We start from the raw sequence: 19093 nt of genomic DNA on the forward strand, positions 1-19093 counted from the left end.
CAATAGTACCAAATAAACATGACTTATTCAGACCTGATTACAGGACATTTTTTTCAGCTCAAAATACGATAGCGACATTTTGTCATTCATTAATTATTTATATAGCGCACATATAAATCTCATTATAAATTATATATAAACAAACAAAATCCAAATATCAAGGGGCAAATAAAAAAAGATCAGTAAAAAACTGAACAGAGTGAACAATTAAAAGCCTGCTAAAACAGCATCAGGATTATTTACACTTGACAGAAAATATGAGCCCGAAAAAAAACGGGAAACGTTTTACACATTATCAGAAAGCCCATGGTCACCACGTTGTTTTTTAAACGAAATACGGCAGCTGCAGGCATCGCTTTTTTCTCAAGACCATAGTCCTTAATTTAACCAGATCGTCCCGCAGAAAAGAGATTAAGCATGCTTAGCGGAAAGGAATAACAGCGATGCAATTAACAGCTGGAAAGCACCCTCTTTTAAGGGTTTTTACAGAAACATGGCTTTGGGCGGAAATCCTGCCTGAAAAAAGCGGTATGAATCACGGCTGAAAGGACATTGGAAGGGGGTTGAAAGGACGTTGGAAGGACCTTGGTATGACCCTGATCCTTCCAACGTCCTTTCAACCCCCTCTCAATGCCTTTACAACAGCTTTTCAGGACCCAATCTGGAACGTTTTGAAAGCCCAATCAGCTATTACTACCATTTAGTACTCAGACATTCTCCAGTTCCACCTCAATATTGCCTCTGGTAGCATTTGAATAAGGACATACGTGGTGAGCTTTTTCAGTCAGAGCCTGCGCAACATCAGCGGTAACTCCCGGAATAGCCACTTTCAGCTTTACAGCCAGCTGAAAGCCACCTGTAGTATTCTTACCAATACTGACCTGTGCTGTCACTTTAGTTTCACCTGTCTGAACTTTTTCTGTTCTGATTACTAAATTCAATGCACTGTCAAAACAAGCTGCATAACCCGCAGCAAAAAGCTGTTCAGGGTTAGTATAGGCTCCTGCCCCACCCCCAAGCTCTTTCGGCATCCTTACTTCGAGGTCTAAAACGCCGTCTGATGATTTTACATTTCCATTTCTACCACCAGTAGCACTAGCTTCAGCAGTATACAGTTTTTCGATTTTATCCATGATGTTTGTTTATTGTATTTAAAATTCCCGTTAATTTTTGCTGAAGACCAGCCATTTCATTCTCAGTGATATCAAGCGCACAGAATAATGCACCAGGTATTCCTGCTGCTGCATACTTCAGTTTCAGTCCGCTTGCAGTCAGTTCGATCAGCACAATGCGCTCATCATCTTCACTTCTTTTCCTGGTCAGGTATTTTTTCTGTTCCAGCCTTTTCAGCAATGGCGTTAAAGTTCCGGTGTCAAGCAAAAGTTTTTCACCGATTTCCCTGATACAGATTTTATTGGTTTCCCAAAGCAAAAGCATGACTAAATACTGCGGGTAGGTGAGATCCAGTTTCTCCAGCAAAGGCCGGTACAAAGCTGTAATCTGTCTTGACAAAGCATAAATCGGGAAGCAGAGCTGCTGCTCCAGTTTTAACATTTCCATAGCTATTAAACGAGTCTTACGCAATTATATTGCGCAAAATATAATCGTGCAAAATATAACAATCAACAAACTATATATCAATAACTTAATCAAAATATAAACACAAAAAAAGAGGGCTCTCAAAGAATGAGAGCCCTCTTTAAAAAGGTTAGAACTGAATTAAACCAGACCGGGTACTTCTACCATTTCATTAGTATCAGCTTCATAATCCACACCTGCAACGTCAAAACCAAACAGGTTAAGGAAGTCATGTTTGTAACCGGCAAGGTCACCAATAGCCGGTAAACTTTCTGTAGATACATCTGCCCATAATCTGTTAACTTCAGCCTGAGTTTCTGCATCCATCTCCAGATCATCCACACGAATTCTTCCATTCGCATCAGTAGGGACTTCAGCACCGGAATATAATCTGTCCTGAAATAAACGCTGAATCTGTTCGATACAACCTTCATGAGTTCCTTTTGCTTTCATCACTTTATAAAGCAATGAAATATACAATGGGATAACAGGGATTGCAGAGCTGGCCTGTGTTACCAGAGCTTTGTTTACAGAAACATAAGCTTTACCATTCAGGTCTTTTAATTTTTCAGTGATACGGAAAGCAGTTGCTTCCAGATCATCTTTTGCACGACCAATAGTTCCTTTACGATAAACCGATTCAGTAACTTCCGGGCCGATATAGGAATAAGCAACAGTAGTAGCGCCTTCAGCAAGTAAACCGGCAGCTTTAAGATCTTCGATCCAGAAACCCCAGTCCTCCCCTCCCATTACGGCAACGGTATTCTCAATTTCTTCTTCATTTGCTGGTTGAATTGAGATATCTGATACCACTCCGGTATGAAAATCCACCGTTTTATTAGTAAAACTCTGACCGATTGGTTTCAACACAGAATTATAAACAACTCCTGTTTTAGGATGTGTTCTGCGTGGCGAAGCCAGGCTATAGATTACTAAGTCAATCTGACCTAAGTCTGCTTTGATCAGATCTAATGTTTTTTGTTTGATTTCATCAGAAAAAGCATCACCATTGATACTTTTAGCGTATAAACCAGCTTCCTGAGCTTTAGCTTCAAAAGCAGCAGTATTATACCAGCCTGGTGAAGCAGTTTTACCTGGTGCAGGAGGTTTCTCAAAATACACACCTATGGTAGATGCGTCTGATCCAAAGGCACTGGTAATTCTTGATGCTAAACCAAATCCTGTAGATGCGCCGATAACCAGCACACGTTTAGGACCTGCAATAGCTCCTTTTGATTTCACGTAGTTAATTTGATTGACAACATTCTGCTCACATCCTTCGGGATGAGCAGTCAGGCAGATAAAACCACGTATTCTTGGTGCAATAATCATAAATTGTTCTTTAAAGAAGGTCTAAAGTAAGTAATTCTTTTTTATTTAGTGTTTTTAGGAATCTCTTTCAGGATGGTAAGCAGGTATCCCCAGAATTTCTGAACAGAAGAAATCTGCACCCTTTCATCCGGAGAATGTGCTCCCCTGATGGTAGGACCAAACGAAATCATGTCCATTCCTGGTAAATGACCACCTAAAATACCACACTCCAGGCCGGCATGACAGGCATCAACTTTAGGTTCTTTACCAAAAGCATCCTGATACAAACCGACCATTAATCTTAAAATATCTGAATCCGGATTCGGTTTCCATCCGGGATAATCTCCGGCTTGCTTAACCTCACTGCCCATATTTTCAAAAGCAGCACGAATCGCATTTGAAACATCAATTTTAGTGCTTTCTACACTACTGCGCTGTAAAGACTGGGTAATAAAAACACCATCCTTAACAATTACCCTGGCCAGATTGCTTGATGCTTCAACCAGATCCTGAATATCAGGACTCATTCTGAATACGCCGTTTGGCATCGAATAAATAACATTCATGATCTTTTTAAAATCAGTGTTAATCATCACTTCTGCCGGCAGGGCCGTTTCCCTGATCACAACAGCCAGTGCAGGTTCTATGGTCTGATATTCTTCTTTAAGTTCTGCCGCAAACGTTTTGATAAACTCTTCAAACCATGTTTTTTGAGCATCAGCAACTACGACCACAGCAGTAGATTCTCTTGGAATCGCATTTCTTAAACTTCCGCCATTGATTGTGCTCAGTTGCAGATTTATCGTTTGAACCGCTGTATAAAACAACCGGTTCATCAGTTTATTTGCATTCGCTCTGCCTTTATGGATATCCATCCCTGAATGTCCGCCTTTTAATCCCTTAATCGTGATTTCAAAGGCTGTAGCAGAAGCAGTAACAGCTTCCTGCTGGTAATTATAACTGGTATTGGTATCTATACCACCGGCACAGCCGATAGTTAACTCATCGTCTTCTTCTGTGTCCAGGTTCAACAGAATTGAGCCCGAAAAATTAGCCGGATCAAGCTCTTTAGCTCCTGTCATACCAGTTTCTTCATCAATAGTAAACATCGCTTCCAGCGCAGGGTGTTCAATCGTTGTGGAGGCTAATAAAGCCATGATAGCCGCTACCCCTATTCCATTGTCCGCACCAAGTGTTGTACCTTTTGCCTTAACCCAGTCCTGATCAACAAACATTTCGATTCCCTGTTCGTCAAAATTAAACACGGTATCACTGTTTTTCTGATGTACCATATCCAGGTGAGACTGTAAAACCACTGTTTTACGGTCTTCCATTCCCGGAGTTGCAGGTTTTTTAATAACTACGTTACCAATAGGGTCTGTGATTGTTTCCAAACCAAGGTTATTTCCAAAGCCAACCATGAAGGCAATGACACGTTCTTCTTTTTTTGAAGCACGCGGTACAGCATTCAGCTTTATGAAATTACTCCAAAGTTCCTGAGGTTCTAAATTTTCGACTTCCATTTAAAAGGATATATGAAATAAGCCTGCATGGCAAATTCCCGGATTAAAATTATATATAATGTAATGAATTGACCAACTTAAGTTATATCCTTGTTACAGTTCTGCCCAGATACCAGAATATATAACTGAATACCGGTGCGGCAAGTACATCTGCAGTATAGTGCACATGCTGAACTAATAATAAGACACCTAATATCCCGGTGGCAATGAAAATAATCATCTTTTCAGTCTTATTTTCCAGACAAAGACCAACCAGACATAAAGTAGCTGTATGTCCTGAGAAGAACAGGTCTTTAGTAATAAGGTTTGATCCGTAAAAAATGATAGAAAAAGGATCACTGAGATGAACCAGGTTCAGCGGTGCATCCAGTGGGATCAGCGAAATGGTGATCATTCTGGCCAGACAGAGAAAAATATATCCCCATAAAGCAGTAATACAAATTGAAGAATTCTTAATCAGCTTCCAGATAAAAAAACCTGTTGCCGGATAAAGAATCAAAAATATATAGTGGGAAACATCATGCGCCGGTAAACGGCTCAGCACCCAGTCGTCCATTAAAACTCCGTTTCTGGCCTGTATAAACAAGAAAAAATCCTGCAAGTAAAAAAGTATCAGGAACATCACCAGGAGTCCTAATATGAATTTTACCCTGAAGGCCGGATACTCCCAGGCGAACTGCCAGGTCAGCTGTTTAGTCTGCATTAATATGAATCAGGTTAGATTTTGTCGCAACAAATATAATATTACTTTTCCCGCCTTTATATTTTTGGAGCAAATATTGATGAATTACGAATAAAAAACCATGCTTTATCCTAATCTTTGTCCAGATTACATCCTTAAAGAAACCTATTTTTCAATCTGATACTATGCGTATAAAAGACATTTTTATATTTTCGGCCTGTGTATTTATTCTGCTGATTAATGCCTGCCAGGACAAGGTGATCAATTATGGTCATAATAAAAAAACAGGAAATTACTTCAATATCCGTGGTTTTAAAATGTATTATGAAACCTATGGTTCAGGCAAACCTTTACTGATGATTCACGGAAATGGCGGGGATATCAGTTCATTTGCCGGTAATATTCCTTACTTCTCCAAAAAGTATAAAGTCATTGTGGCTGACAGCCGTGCACATGGTAAATCTGCAGACCTTCGTGATTCGCTGAGCTTTGAAATGATGGCAGATGATTATGCCGAATTACTGGATTCTATGCATATAAATTCAGCTTATATAATCGGCTGGAGTGATGGTGGCATTAACGCTTTGCTTCTGGCTATGAGACATCCGGACAAAGTAATTAAACTGGCTTCAACCGGAGCAAATCTCTGGCCCGATTCCACAGCCCTGAAACCTGAATTCTGGAAATCTGAACAGGAAACCTTTTTATCGGGCAAAGACAAGATTTATCAAACACCAAAGGAAAAGAATGACTGGAAGGTATTTCTGCTGGACTGGGCCCAACCTAACATTCCTCTCACAGCACTGAAACAAATTAAATGCCCTGCCCTGATTATTGGTGGCGATCATGACTTAATTAATACGGAACATACGGTAGCGATTGCCAAACATATTCCACAGGGCCAGTTATGGATTGTTCCAAAATCCGGTCATGCCACTTTAATTGAACATAAGGATGAATTTAACCAGAAAGTGGATGAGTTCTTTCAACCTCCTGCCAGACAATAACATATATTCTCAGGAATTAATATATTTAACATATGAAACTAAAGCTACGCTCATTTCTTCCTCTTTCAGGTTCACCATTTTTGTTCCTGATACTCCTCAGCTCATTGTTTTTAGTACAATGTCAGCGTAAAGAGGCAAAAAAAATAGCCAGGGATATAACCATTACGCCCAAAAACGCAGTAACCAAACTATTAATTGATAGTATGGAACTGGAAAAGTATATCACTGATACCAAACTGGAAGACAGCACAGCCTTAAGGCTGAGAAATTTTTACAACAGCAGAAACTTTCAATTTGCCTGGTTAACTGAAAAGGGGCTCGCAGAGCAGACCCGGGTATTTTATGAACTGGACAAGAGTTATGATTCAACTGCTGTGGACAGCACTAAAAATGACCGCACGCTACGCAATCAACTCAGTGGATTAATCAATAAAGATACATTGATCCGTCAGTCATCCCCCGCCCTGGTTAAACTGGAACTGGAACTTACCCAACACTTCTTCAGCTTTGTAACCAATGCTTATGCAGGCAAAGTAGATCCGGCAGCATTACAATGGTACATTCCAAGAAAAAAAATTGATGCAGTAGCTTTACTGGATTCACTGGTTGCGAAAAAAGGAAGTGGAATAGAAGAATGGGCACCCGTAAACAACTATTATAAAACCTTAAATAAGGAGCTCATCCGCTGGTATAGTATCCAGAAAAGAGGTATCTGGCCGCAGATTGATGCTGCTGAACTTAAAAAAGTAAAAGAAGGAGATTCAGGACTGGTTGTCTCCAGATTAAAACAGAGATTAATTGATTTTGGAGATCTGAGTGCTCAAGATACGACTTCGGTGTATACACCCGGGGTAACCGCAGCTATTAAAAAAGCACAACTTCAGTTTGGTTATGGACAAACAGGAAAACCTGACCGTTTATTGCTGACAGCCTTAAATGCACCTGTCGAATCCCGCATTCAGCAAATGCTGATTAACCTGGAAAGAATCCGCTGGTCTCCTCTGATGCCTGATGGCAAACTGATTTTAGTCAATATTCCAGAATATAAACTGCATGTCTTTGAGGCAAAAAAAGAGGTATTGAATATGGGGATTGTGGTTGGAAAAGCAGCTAATAAGACAGTTATATTCAGTAATAATTTAAAAAATATTGTATTTAGCCCATACTGGAACATCCCTCCAAGTATCGTACGGGCAGAGATACTACCGGAAATGCGCAAAAACCGCAATTTCCTGGCCCGGAAGAATATGGAACAATATGGTTTTAGTGATGGTTTGCCGTTGATCCGCCAGAAACCGGGTAATACAAATTCTCTGGGGCGCGTAAAGTTTCTGTTCCCCAACAGTTATAATATCTACCTGCATGATACTCCGGCAAAATCTTTGTTTGCTGAAAGTAAGCGTGCATTTAGCCATGGTTGTATCCGTCTGGCCAAACCAAAAGCCTTAGCTGAATATTTATTGGCCGGTCGTACAGAATGGACCACAGATAAAATTGATAAAGCCATGGAGTCCAATAAGGAAATATGGGTAACCATGAAAGTTCCTGTTCCGGTCATCATAGCTTATTTTACCAGCTGGGTAGACAAAAATGGATTGATCAATTTCAGGGAAGATATTTACGGTCATGATCAGAAAATGGCCGAACAACTATTTCCTGCCAGGTAAAGAAAAGCCCCGGAAGCATTAATCGCTTTTCCGGGGCTTTTTTACAGTAGTCTGATCAGCATGATACTTTTTCAGATGTGCAGCCTTCATTTTTTCCTGATTACTGGCTGCATCTATAGAATGTGAATGATGAATATCTTCTTCCTTTTCTGAAATATCAGAAAGTTTCTGATAATACTTCCTTAACACATTCAGTTCATCCTCTGTAAGATCTTCTATATCCACCATCCTGTTGCTCGCGTGGATACTTGCAGCTATCAGTTCGTTTAATTTCAACTGGATAGCTTTGGAGTCTTTGTTCTGGGATTTCTGAATTAAAAAGACCATCATAAAGGTGATAATTGTAGTTCCGGTATTAATGACCAGCTGCCATGTATCAGAATATTTGAAGATTGGCCCGCTGATTCCCCAAACCACAACTACAGTCAAAGCAATACCAAACGCTGCTGAACTACCTGTCCAGCATGTAATTTTTGTGGCGAGTTTTTCAAAAAAAGACTCTTTCTTTTTTTCCATGAGCTATGAATTTTAGTCTTCAGACAATGTTATGGGTCATAACAAATACATCGCTCTTCTGTTTTTGGCTAACGGATAATCTTAAAAATCCGGTTCCATCTGATTTGATTAAAGAATGATCCTGCGGTATCATGGCTCATCCAGACAAACAATGCTTTTCCTACAATATGATCTTCAGGAACAGGTCCCCAGTACCGCGAGTCTGATGACCGATGCCTGTTATCTCCCATCATCCAGTAATAATTCATCTTAAAGGTATAACTGCTTGCCGGTTTACCATTGAGCAGCCATACTGATCCTTTCTTTTCTAAACTATTTCCTTCATAGATACGGATAGCACGTTCATAAAGAGGCATAGAAACACTATCCAGTTTGACTGTCCAGCCTTTTTTTGGCACGACAAAAGGCCCCATATTGTCTATATTCCACTTCCGGTTAGGATCATAGGGATAAATATCCGGGTCTCTCTCCCCCGCCGGGGCATATATCTCTTTTACCTGGCTAACAAAGTCCAGTGCTTTCACCTTGTTCATCTGTTCTGGTGATCCGGTAAACTGATAAGTATTTACCGAAATTGCAGCAATATCTTTGTTAATTACAAAGCCCAGATCTTCAAATACCTCAAAATTTACAGCTGCACTTTTCAGGGTAACGATATAATCTGTCTGTCCTGTATTTTCCAAAGGAACCGCTTTGCCATTCACATAGACCAGTCCTTGTTTAATGGCCATGACATCACCGCCTGTGGCCATACAACGTTTGATAAAGTTCTCTCTTTTATCTACAGGTCTTGAAACAATGGTATATTGAGCATATACAGCAGCACGCCCGGAATGTCTGAGCAGTTCATAATAATCTGCATCCTGATTTTCCAGCGCACAAGTATCACCCTGCGGATAGTTAAAAACAACAACATCGTTTCTTTGGATAGCACCCAGACCTGGTAACCTTCTGTATTTCCATTCTACGCCATCCCAATATGCTTTTGTTCCGATCAGAGGCATAGTATGGTGCGCAAAAGGAAAAGCTACCGGTGTCATTGGGATACGTGCGCCATAATTGACTTTACTGACAAACAGATAATCTCCGATCAGCAGTGACTTCTCCATAGAACCTGAAGGAATTACATAGGCCTCAATAAAAAACACCCGGATTATAGTTGCTGCAATTACTGCGAATATAACTGCATCAGTCCATTCACGGGCTTTGGATTTCTTTTCGCCAGGTTTTAGCTTTTTCTTTTTAAACCACATATCTCATTTTAGGATTAGATAACCAGCCGCTTTTATTGTTACAATATCACAAAATGTGATACCGGTGGTTAATAATTTGAGATTACAAAAAAACAGGTTATGTTTATGGCAGAAACCCTCATTTCAAATGAAACCTATTTTAAGAAACGTATCCATTTTATTACTGGTACTGGCCAATGCAGGATGTGATCAGCTTTCAAAAGATGTCGCCCGTAAAAACATAGCTTATCATGAAACTATCAATGTTATCGGTAATCATTTTATATTGACCAAAGTTGAAAATTCAGGCGCTTTTTTAAGTACAGGAGATTCCATGACTGATTCTGTAAAGTTCATCTTTCTGTCTTTAATTCCACTGCTGGCTCTTTGTTATGGGATCTATTATCTGCTAAAAAACAGCCAGCTTAACACCTTATTAGTCCTGGGAATTTGTTTTGTAATTGGCGGAGGTCTGGGTAATTTATATGACCGGTTACTTTATGGTTCAGTAACAGATTTCCTGCATATAGACTTTTATTTCCTGAAAACAGGTATATTCAATCTTGCTGATGTTTCTATTATGATTGGAATGATAATGCTCGTTATACATTTATATGTTAAACGGACACTTCAATTCACTTAACAGCTTTAACTCAGTTTATCTGTCAAATTTATTAAATTATTCCCTGTATGAGATTATTATCCCTGTTGACTATTTCGCTGTTTTTCCTGTCTGGCTCCATTAAAGCCCAGACTACCTTTGTGCGTTTATCGACTTCAAAAGGTAATATCCTGATTAAGCTTTATGACGAGACTCCTCATCACCGGGATAATTTTGTCCGTCTGGTAAAAAAAGGTCTGTTTAGAGATCAGGAATTCAACCGGGTAATTAAAGATTTTGTCAGCCAGGGAGGTGAACTGGATGAGACCATATTAAAAAGAGAAAAGTTAAACCCAAATGTTCCTGCCGAACGTCTGGCTGCTGAAATAAGAACTGAGCTTTTCCATAAAAAGGGAGCCTTAGGTGCCGGAAGAGATGATAATCCTGAAAAAAGTTCTTTTCTGGATCAGATTTATCTGGTACAGGGTAAAATTCAGACTGATGCAGAACTGGATGCCCTGGAAGTAAAAAAAGGAATTAAGTTTTCTGCATCCCAGCGCGAAGTGTATAAAAAGATAGGGGGAATACCACGTCTTGATAATGATTATACTGTATTCGGAGAGATTATTGAAGGGCTGGCAGTTGCTGAAGCCATCAATGCCGTAGCTACTGATAAAAATGACCGTCCTTTAAAAAAGGAGGCTTTCACCATTACTATTCTTGATAAAAAAGAGATCAGAAAGCCAGTAAAGCAGTAAGCTCTGCTCTCTCTTCTTCTTCCAGATCAACAATATTTTCCAGCAGGTGGAGCAGACTGGCCCGCTGATCGGAAACCAGCAAGGCATCAATCAGGGCAATCAATGTTTTTTTCTGATCTATACTCAGATTACTAAATAACTTCGGCTGGATTTCATAGATGGCCTTCAAAGTACCAAGCAATATTTTTTTTCTTTCAGGGTTCAGGGGTTCCCTGTCACTCAGAGAAATTACACCTTCATTCTCAAAACGCTGCAGCAACTTACCAGAATACTCTTTCAGAAAAAGTTTTCTTTTGGAACGAAGCAGCTCATTCACTTTTTTACTCAGGAACTTATATTCTGCGGAAGATTTTGAGCGGTTATATAATTTGACCTGCGTATCGAACTCTGTTCCGCTGAAGTCAAAGTCCGTGAAAAATTCACTTTCTATATAAACACTGTGAAAATATTCGTCAGCTTTTTTATTCAGCGTGGTATATTCTTTAAACATCTCCTCGCCCATTTCATTGATATAATATACTTTGGAGAGTTCTTTATGCAAAGATTCTTTCCATTGCACAAACTTTAGTTTAAATACGGTCTGACTACCTTCATCTTTCAACAGAATATCTTCTTCATAATACTGGATGTTACCACTATAATCCAGCGGAATACCATTTACTATAATTGTATAGTTCTTCTTTTTATTCAGCTCCAGAAACCAGCAAAACTCTGCCCTTAGAAAAGGAATAATCTCCTGTTCCATATTTTCTGCAAGGATCTTAATATTCGAAAACAAGACTCTTGTTCCCTGTTTATCACTCAAAGGCATATCCAGTAAACCCGCCTGATAATTATTCAGTGCAGATACCCCAATCCTGATTCTCCCGCTTTTAAGTTCATTATTATGCAAAAAAGTAGTCTGCCACTCTGCATCATTAGCAAATTTGAAGAAAGTTAATCTTCCAACTCCATTTTTACCATGCATCACAGATCTGTTGCGGTTAACGGCTAACTGCAAGGCTTTTTCTGACTCGTAAAACGGGTCAAATTTAACTTTCAGGTTTTTGAAGTTTATCCCGTAACCATTGTCATAGATTTCAAGACTATCCATGAACCCCAATTCATTAGCTGTGTAGTTGATTTCTACAGTATCAGCCTTTGCGTCGAAACCATTCCAGATATACTCAGCAAGCGCCTGCTTTTCATTATAATTCCGCAAAACCTTTTGTATGCCGCTGGAAGTGATATTTACATTATTTGCCATAGAACCGGTAGGATAAAATTGGCCTCAAAACTAAACAAATTATCAGATGATTTTTAAAGGACAGTTTAATTAGCCGCTTTAATCTCTTCTTCTATTCTCAGACTTTCTCTGTGAATGGCATTCATCATCTCCGTGACAAAAGTAGCTGAAAGCCCCTCTTTCTGACCTGCAGCTATACTTTTTTCCAATACCTGCTTAAAACGGTCTGCCTGTAAAGAGGGAATATTATTCTTGGCTTTATACAGACCGATTTCCCGGACTACTCTTTCCCTTTCCCCAATCACTTCCATTATTTTTTTATCCAGCGAGTCTATTTTCATTCTGCTAAGCTGCAGGGTATTGAGTGGTGCTGTCTGTGTTACAGTTTGTCCTTTAACAACGGTATGCGCAAACAGACACATGGTTAGTAATAATAATATCCGGTTATGTAATTTCATTTCAACTGATTTTAAGATTAATTTTTTCTATGCTAACACTATAATTTGATAAATTCTGCATCTGTTTAAAAAAAAATATAGTGCTCATACAATAAAGCTTAAATATGAGCGTCTGTATATATGAGAGCGTTAATTTAGATAGCGGGGATGAGTCGGAGACTTATCCCCGTTTCTTTTTACAACCCCTTTATAATCGCTCTGGTTACCTGAGGAATATCGTCGTCGAAACGGTGAGAGCCCGGAATGATAACTTTATGTATCTTATCAGTTGCTTTAATAGCTTTATAAAATTCACTTTCTTCATCCTTCCCGAAAATACACCAGACCGGAATTACAGATTTCTGCAACTCTGGATTCACTTTGTATTTTTCTTTATCGGTAGAACCGAAATTCAGCAGGTTTTTCAGTTTCACTACGTAACCGGTAGAAAAGCCTGGTGAGAGCAATACCAGTGAATTTTGTTTTTCAGCCAGCTGATCTGGTAAACGGGATGGTACAAATGCGGCAACATCAGCCCCAAAGGAATAACCAATCATAGAAAAAGACTCCTTATTCCATGTTTTCAGATAGGAAGACAAAATCAACTGCATGTCTTTTGCAAACTGATCCGGGGTTTTCTGGTTCCAGAAATATTTACGGGTATCTAATGCAATAGTGGCATACCCGTTTTTAACCAGTTCTTTTACTGTTGATTCTGAAAATTTGTTCCAGCCTCCATCGCCGGTTAGAAAAACCAGCATGGGTTTTCCAGAGCGAACATGATGTACATGTAATGGAAGTTCTGATAATTCCTTTGCGGATTGTGCATTGACATTCATCAGACTGCAGGTTAGAATCAGGAAGCAGGAACTTAAAATGGTTGTTATCTTCATTGTTTTGGTTTTGTCTGAAGACCAGAGTCTCCTCCATCGCCAGTAAGACAAAGTTAAGAAAAAGCCACACAGATGCGATTAAAATCAATATGTGATTTATATCATTTTTTACAATTACAGGTAATTTTAACTTTGGACAGATAATTTATTCCATACCGGTGGATGCCGGTTCTCATTCAGGGGGTTTTACCGGGAAGTTCAACCCCCTTTATCTTAAATCAGACCATTCAGCCTTTCTATCAGTGCACCCTAATGTCTGCTTATAACCCCGCTTAAAAAAAAGATAACAATTAAATGAAGATAAAAATGTCTTTTAACTGGGAAAACCATTTATTTGGTACAGGGTTTGTCATCTATGCTCTCAATAGTATAAGCTATCAGCCTGCGATCAGTATTTAATCTAAAAACAGGCTTATTTCTATTAGAAACCTATTGAAAGATGATGAAGCAAATACATGTTGTTGAAGATGATCAGGATATAAGACAGATTATAGAATTCATTCTGGAGGACGAAGGTTATAAAGTAAAACTTTTCCCTGATATTTCTTCATTCCACGCTGGAATGACAGAAAGTATTCCCGATTTGTATTTACTGGATGTAATGCTCCCTGATGGCAATGGGCTGGAATTATGTCAAGAAATCAGGACTGGTCAGAAAACAAAAGACATACCGATAATTGTAATGTCAGCTCATGCTTCGGCTGATACTATTTTTCAGCAGTGCAGCGCCAACGACTTTATCAGTAAGCCTTTTGATTTAAATGATATCCTGTTCAGAATTAAGAAACAGATAACATTACATTAGCTTCTGCTATTTCACCTACTAACTGATCAATCTGATGTTTGGTTACATTAGGCATACAGATAATATGACACCAGCCATTTTCTAATGCCAGCTGCCATTTCACTCTGACCTGTGGCGCGGGCTCAGGTAAATTAACTGTAATTGAATCCGGATTTCTCCAGGCATTGACTCCTATTTCCTTCAACCTCATTTCTGCATAAGCTGCAATCTCCAGACTATGCAAAGCTCTTTTCTTAAATCCTTCCAATCCAAGACTTTTAATCATATACCATAAAAACAACGGTGTATGTCCATTCCTGGAACCGGTTATTGTAGTATCCATACTCCCGGTATAGGAAACCGAACGGGCAATACGGTCACGATTGTTCTTTTTAACTACAACTACTCCGCAGGGAATAGGTGAACCTATAAATTTGTGTCCGCTGATTGCTATACTGTCTGCGCCATCTGCAAAATCGAATGCGGGGCGGGGTTCTATAAATGCACTGTAACTACCCGACAGTGCACCATCAGCGTGAATATAATAATGCTGGATAGCCAGCTCCTGTAAAATCTGCTTAATCTTGCTGACATCATCACGTGCTTCAGTCATTGTAGTACCAATATTGGCAAAAATAATAACAGGCATGTGTCTGTTCATTTTTATAGTATCCCGCAGATCTTCATAATCAATCTCCCCGCTAGCCTGGGTACGGATCACTATATTAGGCATATTCAGCAAATGCAGGTTTTTCTGCACACTGTAATGTGTAGCCTGCGAAAAGTAGACCATTCCCTTTGGGTGAATTTCCCTGGCAAGATACAATCCGTAAAGATTACCTTCCGAACCTCCATTGGTTACATAACCCCACCAGTTATTTTGAGGTGCCCTGAACAACTCTGCAAAAAACTCCAGCACTTCTCTTTCCATTTCTCTTGTACCAATATTATAAGTTGATGCAACAAACGGGTCTCCAAGGTTATTAATAGGAAAATTAAGAAACCCGGCCAGTTCAGCATAATCAAAATCTTTTGATACGGGATATCCAAGCATTAAGGCCGAATCAGCTATTAATCTTTCCATCAGGTCTTTTAGTTTCGCTGCATTTTCTGCGGACAGGTTATTCAGTTCCATTTTACAATTGCTATGAGTTTAAATGATATGTAAAATAAGCAATCCTGATTCTTTAAAACTATTATTTGGCTTAAATAAGAAAACAAACACTATTATATCGATATTCGCAGTCTTTATAAACCTTTCTGGAGGTACGATTTAATTAATACAGTATAAAAAAACTACTATGGAGGCGTTTGACCCTATTGATAAGAAGATTTTAAAGGTTTTACAGGCTGATGCCCGGCTTAATACCAAACAGATAGCCGGCAAAATAGGTCTGACAGTGACCCCCACTTATGAGCGGCTAAAAAAAATTGAACAATCAGGAGTTGTTAAAGATTATGTAGCCTTATTAGATCGGGATAAAATAGGAAAGACAATTGTTGCCTTTATCAATGTTTCTTTGCAGCTACACTCCAAACCACTGATTAACGTATTTGAAAAAGCTATTGCTAAAATACCCGAAGTCATGGAATGTTTCCATGTGGCAGGAAATTTTGACTACCTTTTAAAGGTTGTGGTTAAGGATATGAACAGTTATCAGAACTTTCTTTCCAACAAACTCGCTACTATCGAAAATATAGCTCATGTTCAGAGCTCCTTTGTAATGACCGAAATTAAATACCAGACAGCCTATACCCTGGATTAATTCTGCTATTGTGGAACAGCAGGCGCCATGAGTATTAACCTATCTGATTTGGCCCTGCTGATCCTTTTCCCCCATGCTAATCCGGGGGCTCTTTGATAAATTGATTAGAATGGACAATTAATTCTCGCATATGGTTATATAATTACGCAGATTCCGCATGCTTTATTTAATAGACAGTTATAAAAAACCGATTAATCTCCTAAGTATAAAATCATATTTACATATATAGATGTAGACCCGATTTTTACTGTATGTACTAGCGAAGCTCTTATCATACTGATAATCACGATAATATATTTATAATATGTTTACATTTACACAACAAAATATGTTATAAGAATAATTATTAATTACTGTAAACATTTATTTTACATAAAAATAACATTGCATATGATTGAAGACAATTAATAATTATCACCTTGCACCCGTGGCAGAAAACGATAAAAGCGCATTAAAAGAATACGGCAACAGGGTAAGAACCTTTAGAAAAGAAGCAAATATATCGCAGGAGGCATTGGCAACTTTTGCACAATTGTATCAATCTTATATTGCTTCCATTGAAAAGGGGGATGTTAATATAGGAATATTGGCACAGCAGACACTGAGTAATACCTTCGGGGTTAAACATTATCAGCTGTCAGATCCTGATTTCCCGATTCCACCTAAAAATGTTTTAAGGGAAAATATCAGACGGTATATAACGTCAAAGAATATAGACCCGGCCTGTTTAAAAGACAAGATGCCTAATTATGTCAAATACATGGATGATTTACTGCAATCAGGTTTCCTGAACGAAGCCAGAACGAGTAAACAGATCGCTGAAAAGTATAAGCAGGAATATAAGCTGGAAATTACTCCCGCCCGTATTGCAGGTATATTGGAACGGGGTCCCAGAAGCAGCAGAATCATTAAAATTAAATCTGCAGACGGAAAACAGAATAAATATAAATGGATTGGTAATCAGGCAAATTCTAAAACAAATAACAGATTAAGTTAAAAAACAGAATCCGGATCCTGTTTTACAGATTTAAACAGGATCTGAGATTCGGAGTCTTTTAAGAAGATTTTCTCTTAACCTTTGTCTGTTAAATTTTTCCGGTTTAAAAGCTCCTTTATAGCTTCCAGGTCTTTGGAAAGAATATCCACTATAGCTTTCACTACCTGAGGTTCTTTTTCCAGTTTACTCACCGATTTTTCTGTCGTTTTGTTTTCCATGATTATTGAATAATATCATTTAAATGACTCGAAATTGTTATTTGACTGGTCTAATATAACAAAATTATGTTTTGTTGTATTGGTTTTGTTTTCAATCACTTATAGATTTATTCAAAAAAACATCCTTCGTAAACCAATATTATTTGGCTATAGTGTTAAAAACACACAAAAAAGCAATAATTATCAAAATTCACAAGGACCAGAAGTGTGTTTAAATCAGCTAAAAAAAACGCCTTAAGCAAATGCTTAAGACGTTCGTTTTGAGAAGCGGGTTAACTTAAAAAAGGCTTTTAGAAATTTGGTTTATTTACATCCCACCATAATCTGGTACCGCCATTATCCGGGCCATTCAATAACTGAACAGCTTTTGCAATTTCAGCTCCGTTGGTAGAATATTCATTCTGAGGGAATGCCAGTCTGCGGATCTGGATTTGTGAATCAATAGTTCCATTACTGTTATTAGTTACCACAGGGAATAATTTAGGGAAACCTGTACGACGATATTCTGTCCAGGCTTCCTGACCTTCAGGGAACATTGCAATCCATTTCTGCGTGATGATACGCTCTAATTTCTGCTCATTTGAAGCCCCTCCATCCCATTTAATAGTGATGGTAGAAACTGCAGGAGAATTGTTAGCTGCATTGGAAGGATCAACATAAGCAATTGGCAAACTTGTACCATCATTGATGTAAGTACTGCCAGATACCCCCCACTGATCCATAGAAGTCTGAATACCGGTGGTGTAATTAGTTTGTGCATCACCGGCGCCGGTCCAGCCACGTAATGCTGCTTCTGCTTTAAGGAACCATACTTCCGCAGCAGTCATCATCATCATTGGTGAATTGCTTTTTACAATAGTCTTGCTATTCAATACAGAGTAGCCATTATAACCTGGTTTAGCAGTTACAAGCGAACCTATACGGATACCTTTATACTGACCAGCAAAACGGGGGTCTGTAGCCGGTGTAGCATAAATAGCTAAACGGGGATCCTTATATCCGACAAGATAAGATTCTATAGGTGCTCCCAGAGCAATATCAGTCCAGCTTGTTGTGATGACTTCTAATGGATTATGTGTTCCGCCACCAGAAATACCTGCATTGTCTGCATTTACAGACAATACACCTCCATTAGCCGGATCCAAAGCTTTTTGAGCCTGTGCCTGTGCTGTAGCAGCATCTGCTTTAACAATATGCATGGCCAGACGTAAACGCAGTGAGTTTGCCAGCTTAAGCCATTTGGTATAATCACCACCGTAAACCAGATCATATTGAGAAAATGGTGTTTTGCCCGGATTAGCTTTAATAAAAGTATTCAGATTGGTCACTGCAGTATCAAGCTCAAGGAAAAATTGCTTGTAAATATTTTGCTGTGAATCGTAAGGAGTACCCATTAAAGTCTGCCCGGCAGCACTATAAGCAACAGGACCGAATTTATCAGTCACTCTGTTCATTGTTTCCACTTTAAGAATTAGAGCTACTCCCCAAAAATCCGGCTGTGAAGTTCTTGTTCCTGCTTTCGCAATTGCATTGATTGCAAAAAATGAGTTGGTATAGGAAGTCACAAAAATATTCTGATTCCATCCATCCACCAAACTGTAATTCAGGTTATTGATATTCCCTCTGAATGGATTTGGAGACATCATATATCCTGAATAACAATCAGCATTTAAGTTCTGGTTTAATTGATAATCACCTTCTCCGCCAAAAATAGCAGCCTGAATACCAGGATAGATCAGACCTACCTGGAATTTTCCATTCCCTATACCCGTATTATCAGTATTGTATTTTTCAAAATCTTTTTTGCAACCGGAAAATGTAAGTGCAGCCACCGCAAGAATAGCAGAGAGTGCATACTTATAACCATTGCGTATCATATATTGAGTTTTCATCTTTTT

Annotated in this window: 20 protein-coding genes; 7 read left to right on the forward strand and 13 right to left on the reverse strand. The window is 38.8% G+C overall.

Features of this window, described 5'->3' with window-relative positions; genetic code table 11:
- Positions 1-707 precede the first annotated feature (707 nt).
- The 5 genes from PL_RS06645 to PL_RS06665 all read right to left on the reverse strand — a co-directional run bounded on the left by PL_RS06645 (position 708) and on the right by PL_RS06665 (position 5115).
- The gene (locus PL_RS06645) at positions 708-1133 is read right to left on the reverse strand and encodes an organic hydroperoxide resistance protein (RefSeq protein WP_200890727.1); all 426 of its coding nucleotides are present in this window, start codon (positions 1131-1133) and stop codon (positions 708-710) included.
- Positions 1126-1560, reverse strand: a complete 435-nt coding sequence (locus PL_RS06650; RefSeq protein WP_041881777.1) for a MarR family winged helix-turn-helix transcriptional regulator — start codon at positions 1558-1560, stop codon at positions 1126-1128. Before PL_RS06650 ends, PL_RS06645 begins: the two co-directional genes overlap by 8 nt.
- A gap of 159 nt (positions 1561-1719) precedes the next feature.
- Positions 1720-2910 (reverse strand): enoyl-ACP reductase FabV, encoded by a 1191-nt coding sequence (gene fabV / locus PL_RS06655; RefSeq protein WP_041881774.1) that lies wholly within the window; start codon positions 2908-2910, stop codon positions 1720-1722.
- A gap of 41 nt (positions 2911-2951) precedes the next feature.
- Complete coding sequence (locus PL_RS06660) at positions 2952-4412, reverse strand: aminoacyl-histidine dipeptidase (RefSeq protein ID WP_041881772.1); 1461 nt, start codon at positions 4410-4412, stop codon at positions 2952-2954.
- An 82-nt stretch (positions 4413-4494) separates the two neighbouring features.
- Complete coding sequence (locus tag PL_RS06665; RefSeq protein ID WP_041881768.1) at positions 4495-5115, reverse strand: phosphatase PAP2-related protein; 621 nt, start codon at positions 5113-5115, stop codon at positions 4495-4497.
- A gap of 164 nt (positions 5116-5279) precedes the next feature.
- Between PL_RS06665 and PL_RS06670 the strand changes: the two genes are divergently transcribed.
- Together PL_RS06670 and PL_RS06675 are read left to right on the forward strand one after the other, a co-directional pair.
- Entirely contained in the window at positions 5280-6101 is an 822-nt protein-coding gene (locus PL_RS06670; protein ID WP_082035913.1) for an alpha/beta fold hydrolase, read from the forward strand.
- A 32-nt stretch (positions 6102-6133) separates the two neighbouring features.
- On the forward strand, positions 6134-7768 hold the full coding sequence (locus PL_RS06675) for a L,D-transpeptidase family protein (protein WP_348621277.1): 1635 nt from the start codon (positions 6134-6136) through the stop codon (positions 7766-7768).
- 18 nt (positions 7769-7786) lie between these two features.
- Here the strand turns inward: PL_RS06675 and PL_RS06680 are convergent, their stop codons facing one another.
- Together PL_RS06680 and lepB are read right to left on the reverse strand one after the other, a co-directional pair.
- Positions 7787-8284 carry a low affinity iron permease family protein gene (locus tag PL_RS06680; RefSeq protein ID WP_041881766.1) on the reverse strand — a complete coding sequence of 166 codons (498 nt, stop codon included), beginning with the start codon at positions 8282-8284 and terminating at the stop codon, positions 7787-7789.
- Positions 8285-8352: 68 nt separating this feature from the next.
- On the reverse strand, positions 8353-9537 hold the full coding sequence (lepB, locus tag PL_RS06685; RefSeq protein ID WP_041881763.1) for a signal peptidase I: 1185 nt from the start codon (positions 9535-9537) through the stop codon (positions 8353-8355).
- Positions 9538-9664: 127 nt separating this feature from the next.
- Between lepB and lspA the strand changes: the two genes are divergently transcribed.
- The gene (gene lspA, locus PL_RS06690) at positions 9665-10159 is read left to right on the forward strand and encodes a signal peptidase II (protein WP_041881761.1); all 495 of its coding nucleotides are present in this window, start codon (positions 9665-9667) and stop codon (positions 10157-10159) included.
- A gap of 47 nt (positions 10160-10206) precedes the next feature.
- Positions 10207-10875, forward strand: coding sequence for a peptidylprolyl isomerase (locus PL_RS06695; protein ID WP_052496259.1), 669 nt, complete (start codon positions 10207-10209; stop codon positions 10873-10875).
- Here the strand turns inward: PL_RS06695 and PL_RS06700 are convergent.
- The 3 genes from PL_RS06700 to PL_RS06710 form a co-directional block, all read right to left on the reverse strand.
- On the reverse strand, positions 10853-12121 hold the full coding sequence (locus tag PL_RS06700) for an ATP-binding protein (protein WP_041881758.1): 1269 nt from the start codon (positions 12119-12121) through the stop codon (positions 10853-10855). The two genes, PL_RS06695 and PL_RS06700, sit on opposite strands and share 23 nt — an antisense overlap.
- 65 nt (positions 12122-12186) lie before the next feature.
- Positions 12187-12558: a chorismate mutase gene (locus tag PL_RS06705; RefSeq protein WP_041881757.1), complete on the reverse strand. Its 372-nt coding sequence runs from the start codon at positions 12556-12558 to the stop codon at positions 12187-12189.
- A gap of 176 nt (positions 12559-12734) precedes the next feature.
- A complete protein-coding gene (locus PL_RS06710) occupies positions 12735-13430 on the reverse strand; it encodes an AcvB/VirJ family lysyl-phosphatidylglycerol hydrolase (RefSeq protein ID WP_041881755.1) in 696 nt (231 codons plus the stop codon).
- A gap of 439 nt (positions 13431-13869) precedes the next feature.
- On the opposite strand from PL_RS06710, the gene PL_RS06715 reads away from it, so the two are divergent.
- Positions 13870-14235 carry a response regulator transcription factor gene (locus PL_RS06715; protein WP_041881752.1) on the forward strand — a complete coding sequence of 122 codons (366 nt, stop codon included), beginning with the start codon at positions 13870-13872 and terminating at the stop codon, positions 14233-14235.
- Here the strand turns inward: PL_RS06715 and PL_RS06720 are convergent.
- Positions 14210-15349, reverse strand: coding sequence for a histidine decarboxylase (locus PL_RS06720; protein ID WP_041881750.1), 1140 nt, complete (start codon positions 15347-15349; stop codon positions 14210-14212). The genes PL_RS06715 and PL_RS06720 overlap by 26 nt on opposite strands.
- A gap of 166 nt (positions 15350-15515) precedes the next feature.
- Here PL_RS06720 and PL_RS06725 point away from each other — a divergent pair, with 166 nt between their 5' ends.
- Positions 15516-15980, forward strand: a complete 465-nt coding sequence (locus tag PL_RS06725; protein ID WP_041881748.1) for an Lrp/AsnC family transcriptional regulator — start codon at positions 15516-15518, stop codon at positions 15978-15980.
- Between the two features lie 394 nt (positions 15981-16374).
- Complete coding sequence (locus PL_RS06730) at positions 16375-16977, forward strand: helix-turn-helix domain-containing protein (protein ID WP_052496258.1); 603 nt, start codon at positions 16375-16377, stop codon at positions 16975-16977.
- Positions 16978-17051: 74 nt separating this feature from the next.
- Here PL_RS06730 and PL_RS06735 read toward each other — a convergent pair whose 3' ends face one another.
- Both PL_RS06735 and PL_RS06740 read right to left on the reverse strand, forming a co-directional pair.
- A complete protein-coding gene (locus PL_RS06735; protein ID WP_160292100.1) occupies positions 17052-17195 on the reverse strand; it encodes a hypothetical protein in 144 nt (47 codons plus the stop codon).
- 290 nt (positions 17196-17485) lie between these two features.
- The gene (locus tag PL_RS06740) at positions 17486-19087 is read right to left on the reverse strand and encodes a SusD/RagB family nutrient-binding outer membrane lipoprotein (protein WP_235324521.1); all 1602 of its coding nucleotides are present in this window, start codon (positions 19085-19087) and stop codon (positions 17486-17488) included.
- Positions 19088-19093 lie beyond the last annotated feature (6 nt).

The sequence above is a fragment of the Pedobacter lusitanus genome, assembly GCF_040026395.1.
GTDB classification, from domain to species: domain Bacteria; phylum Bacteroidota; class Bacteroidia; order Sphingobacteriales; family Sphingobacteriaceae; genus Pedobacter; species Pedobacter lusitanus.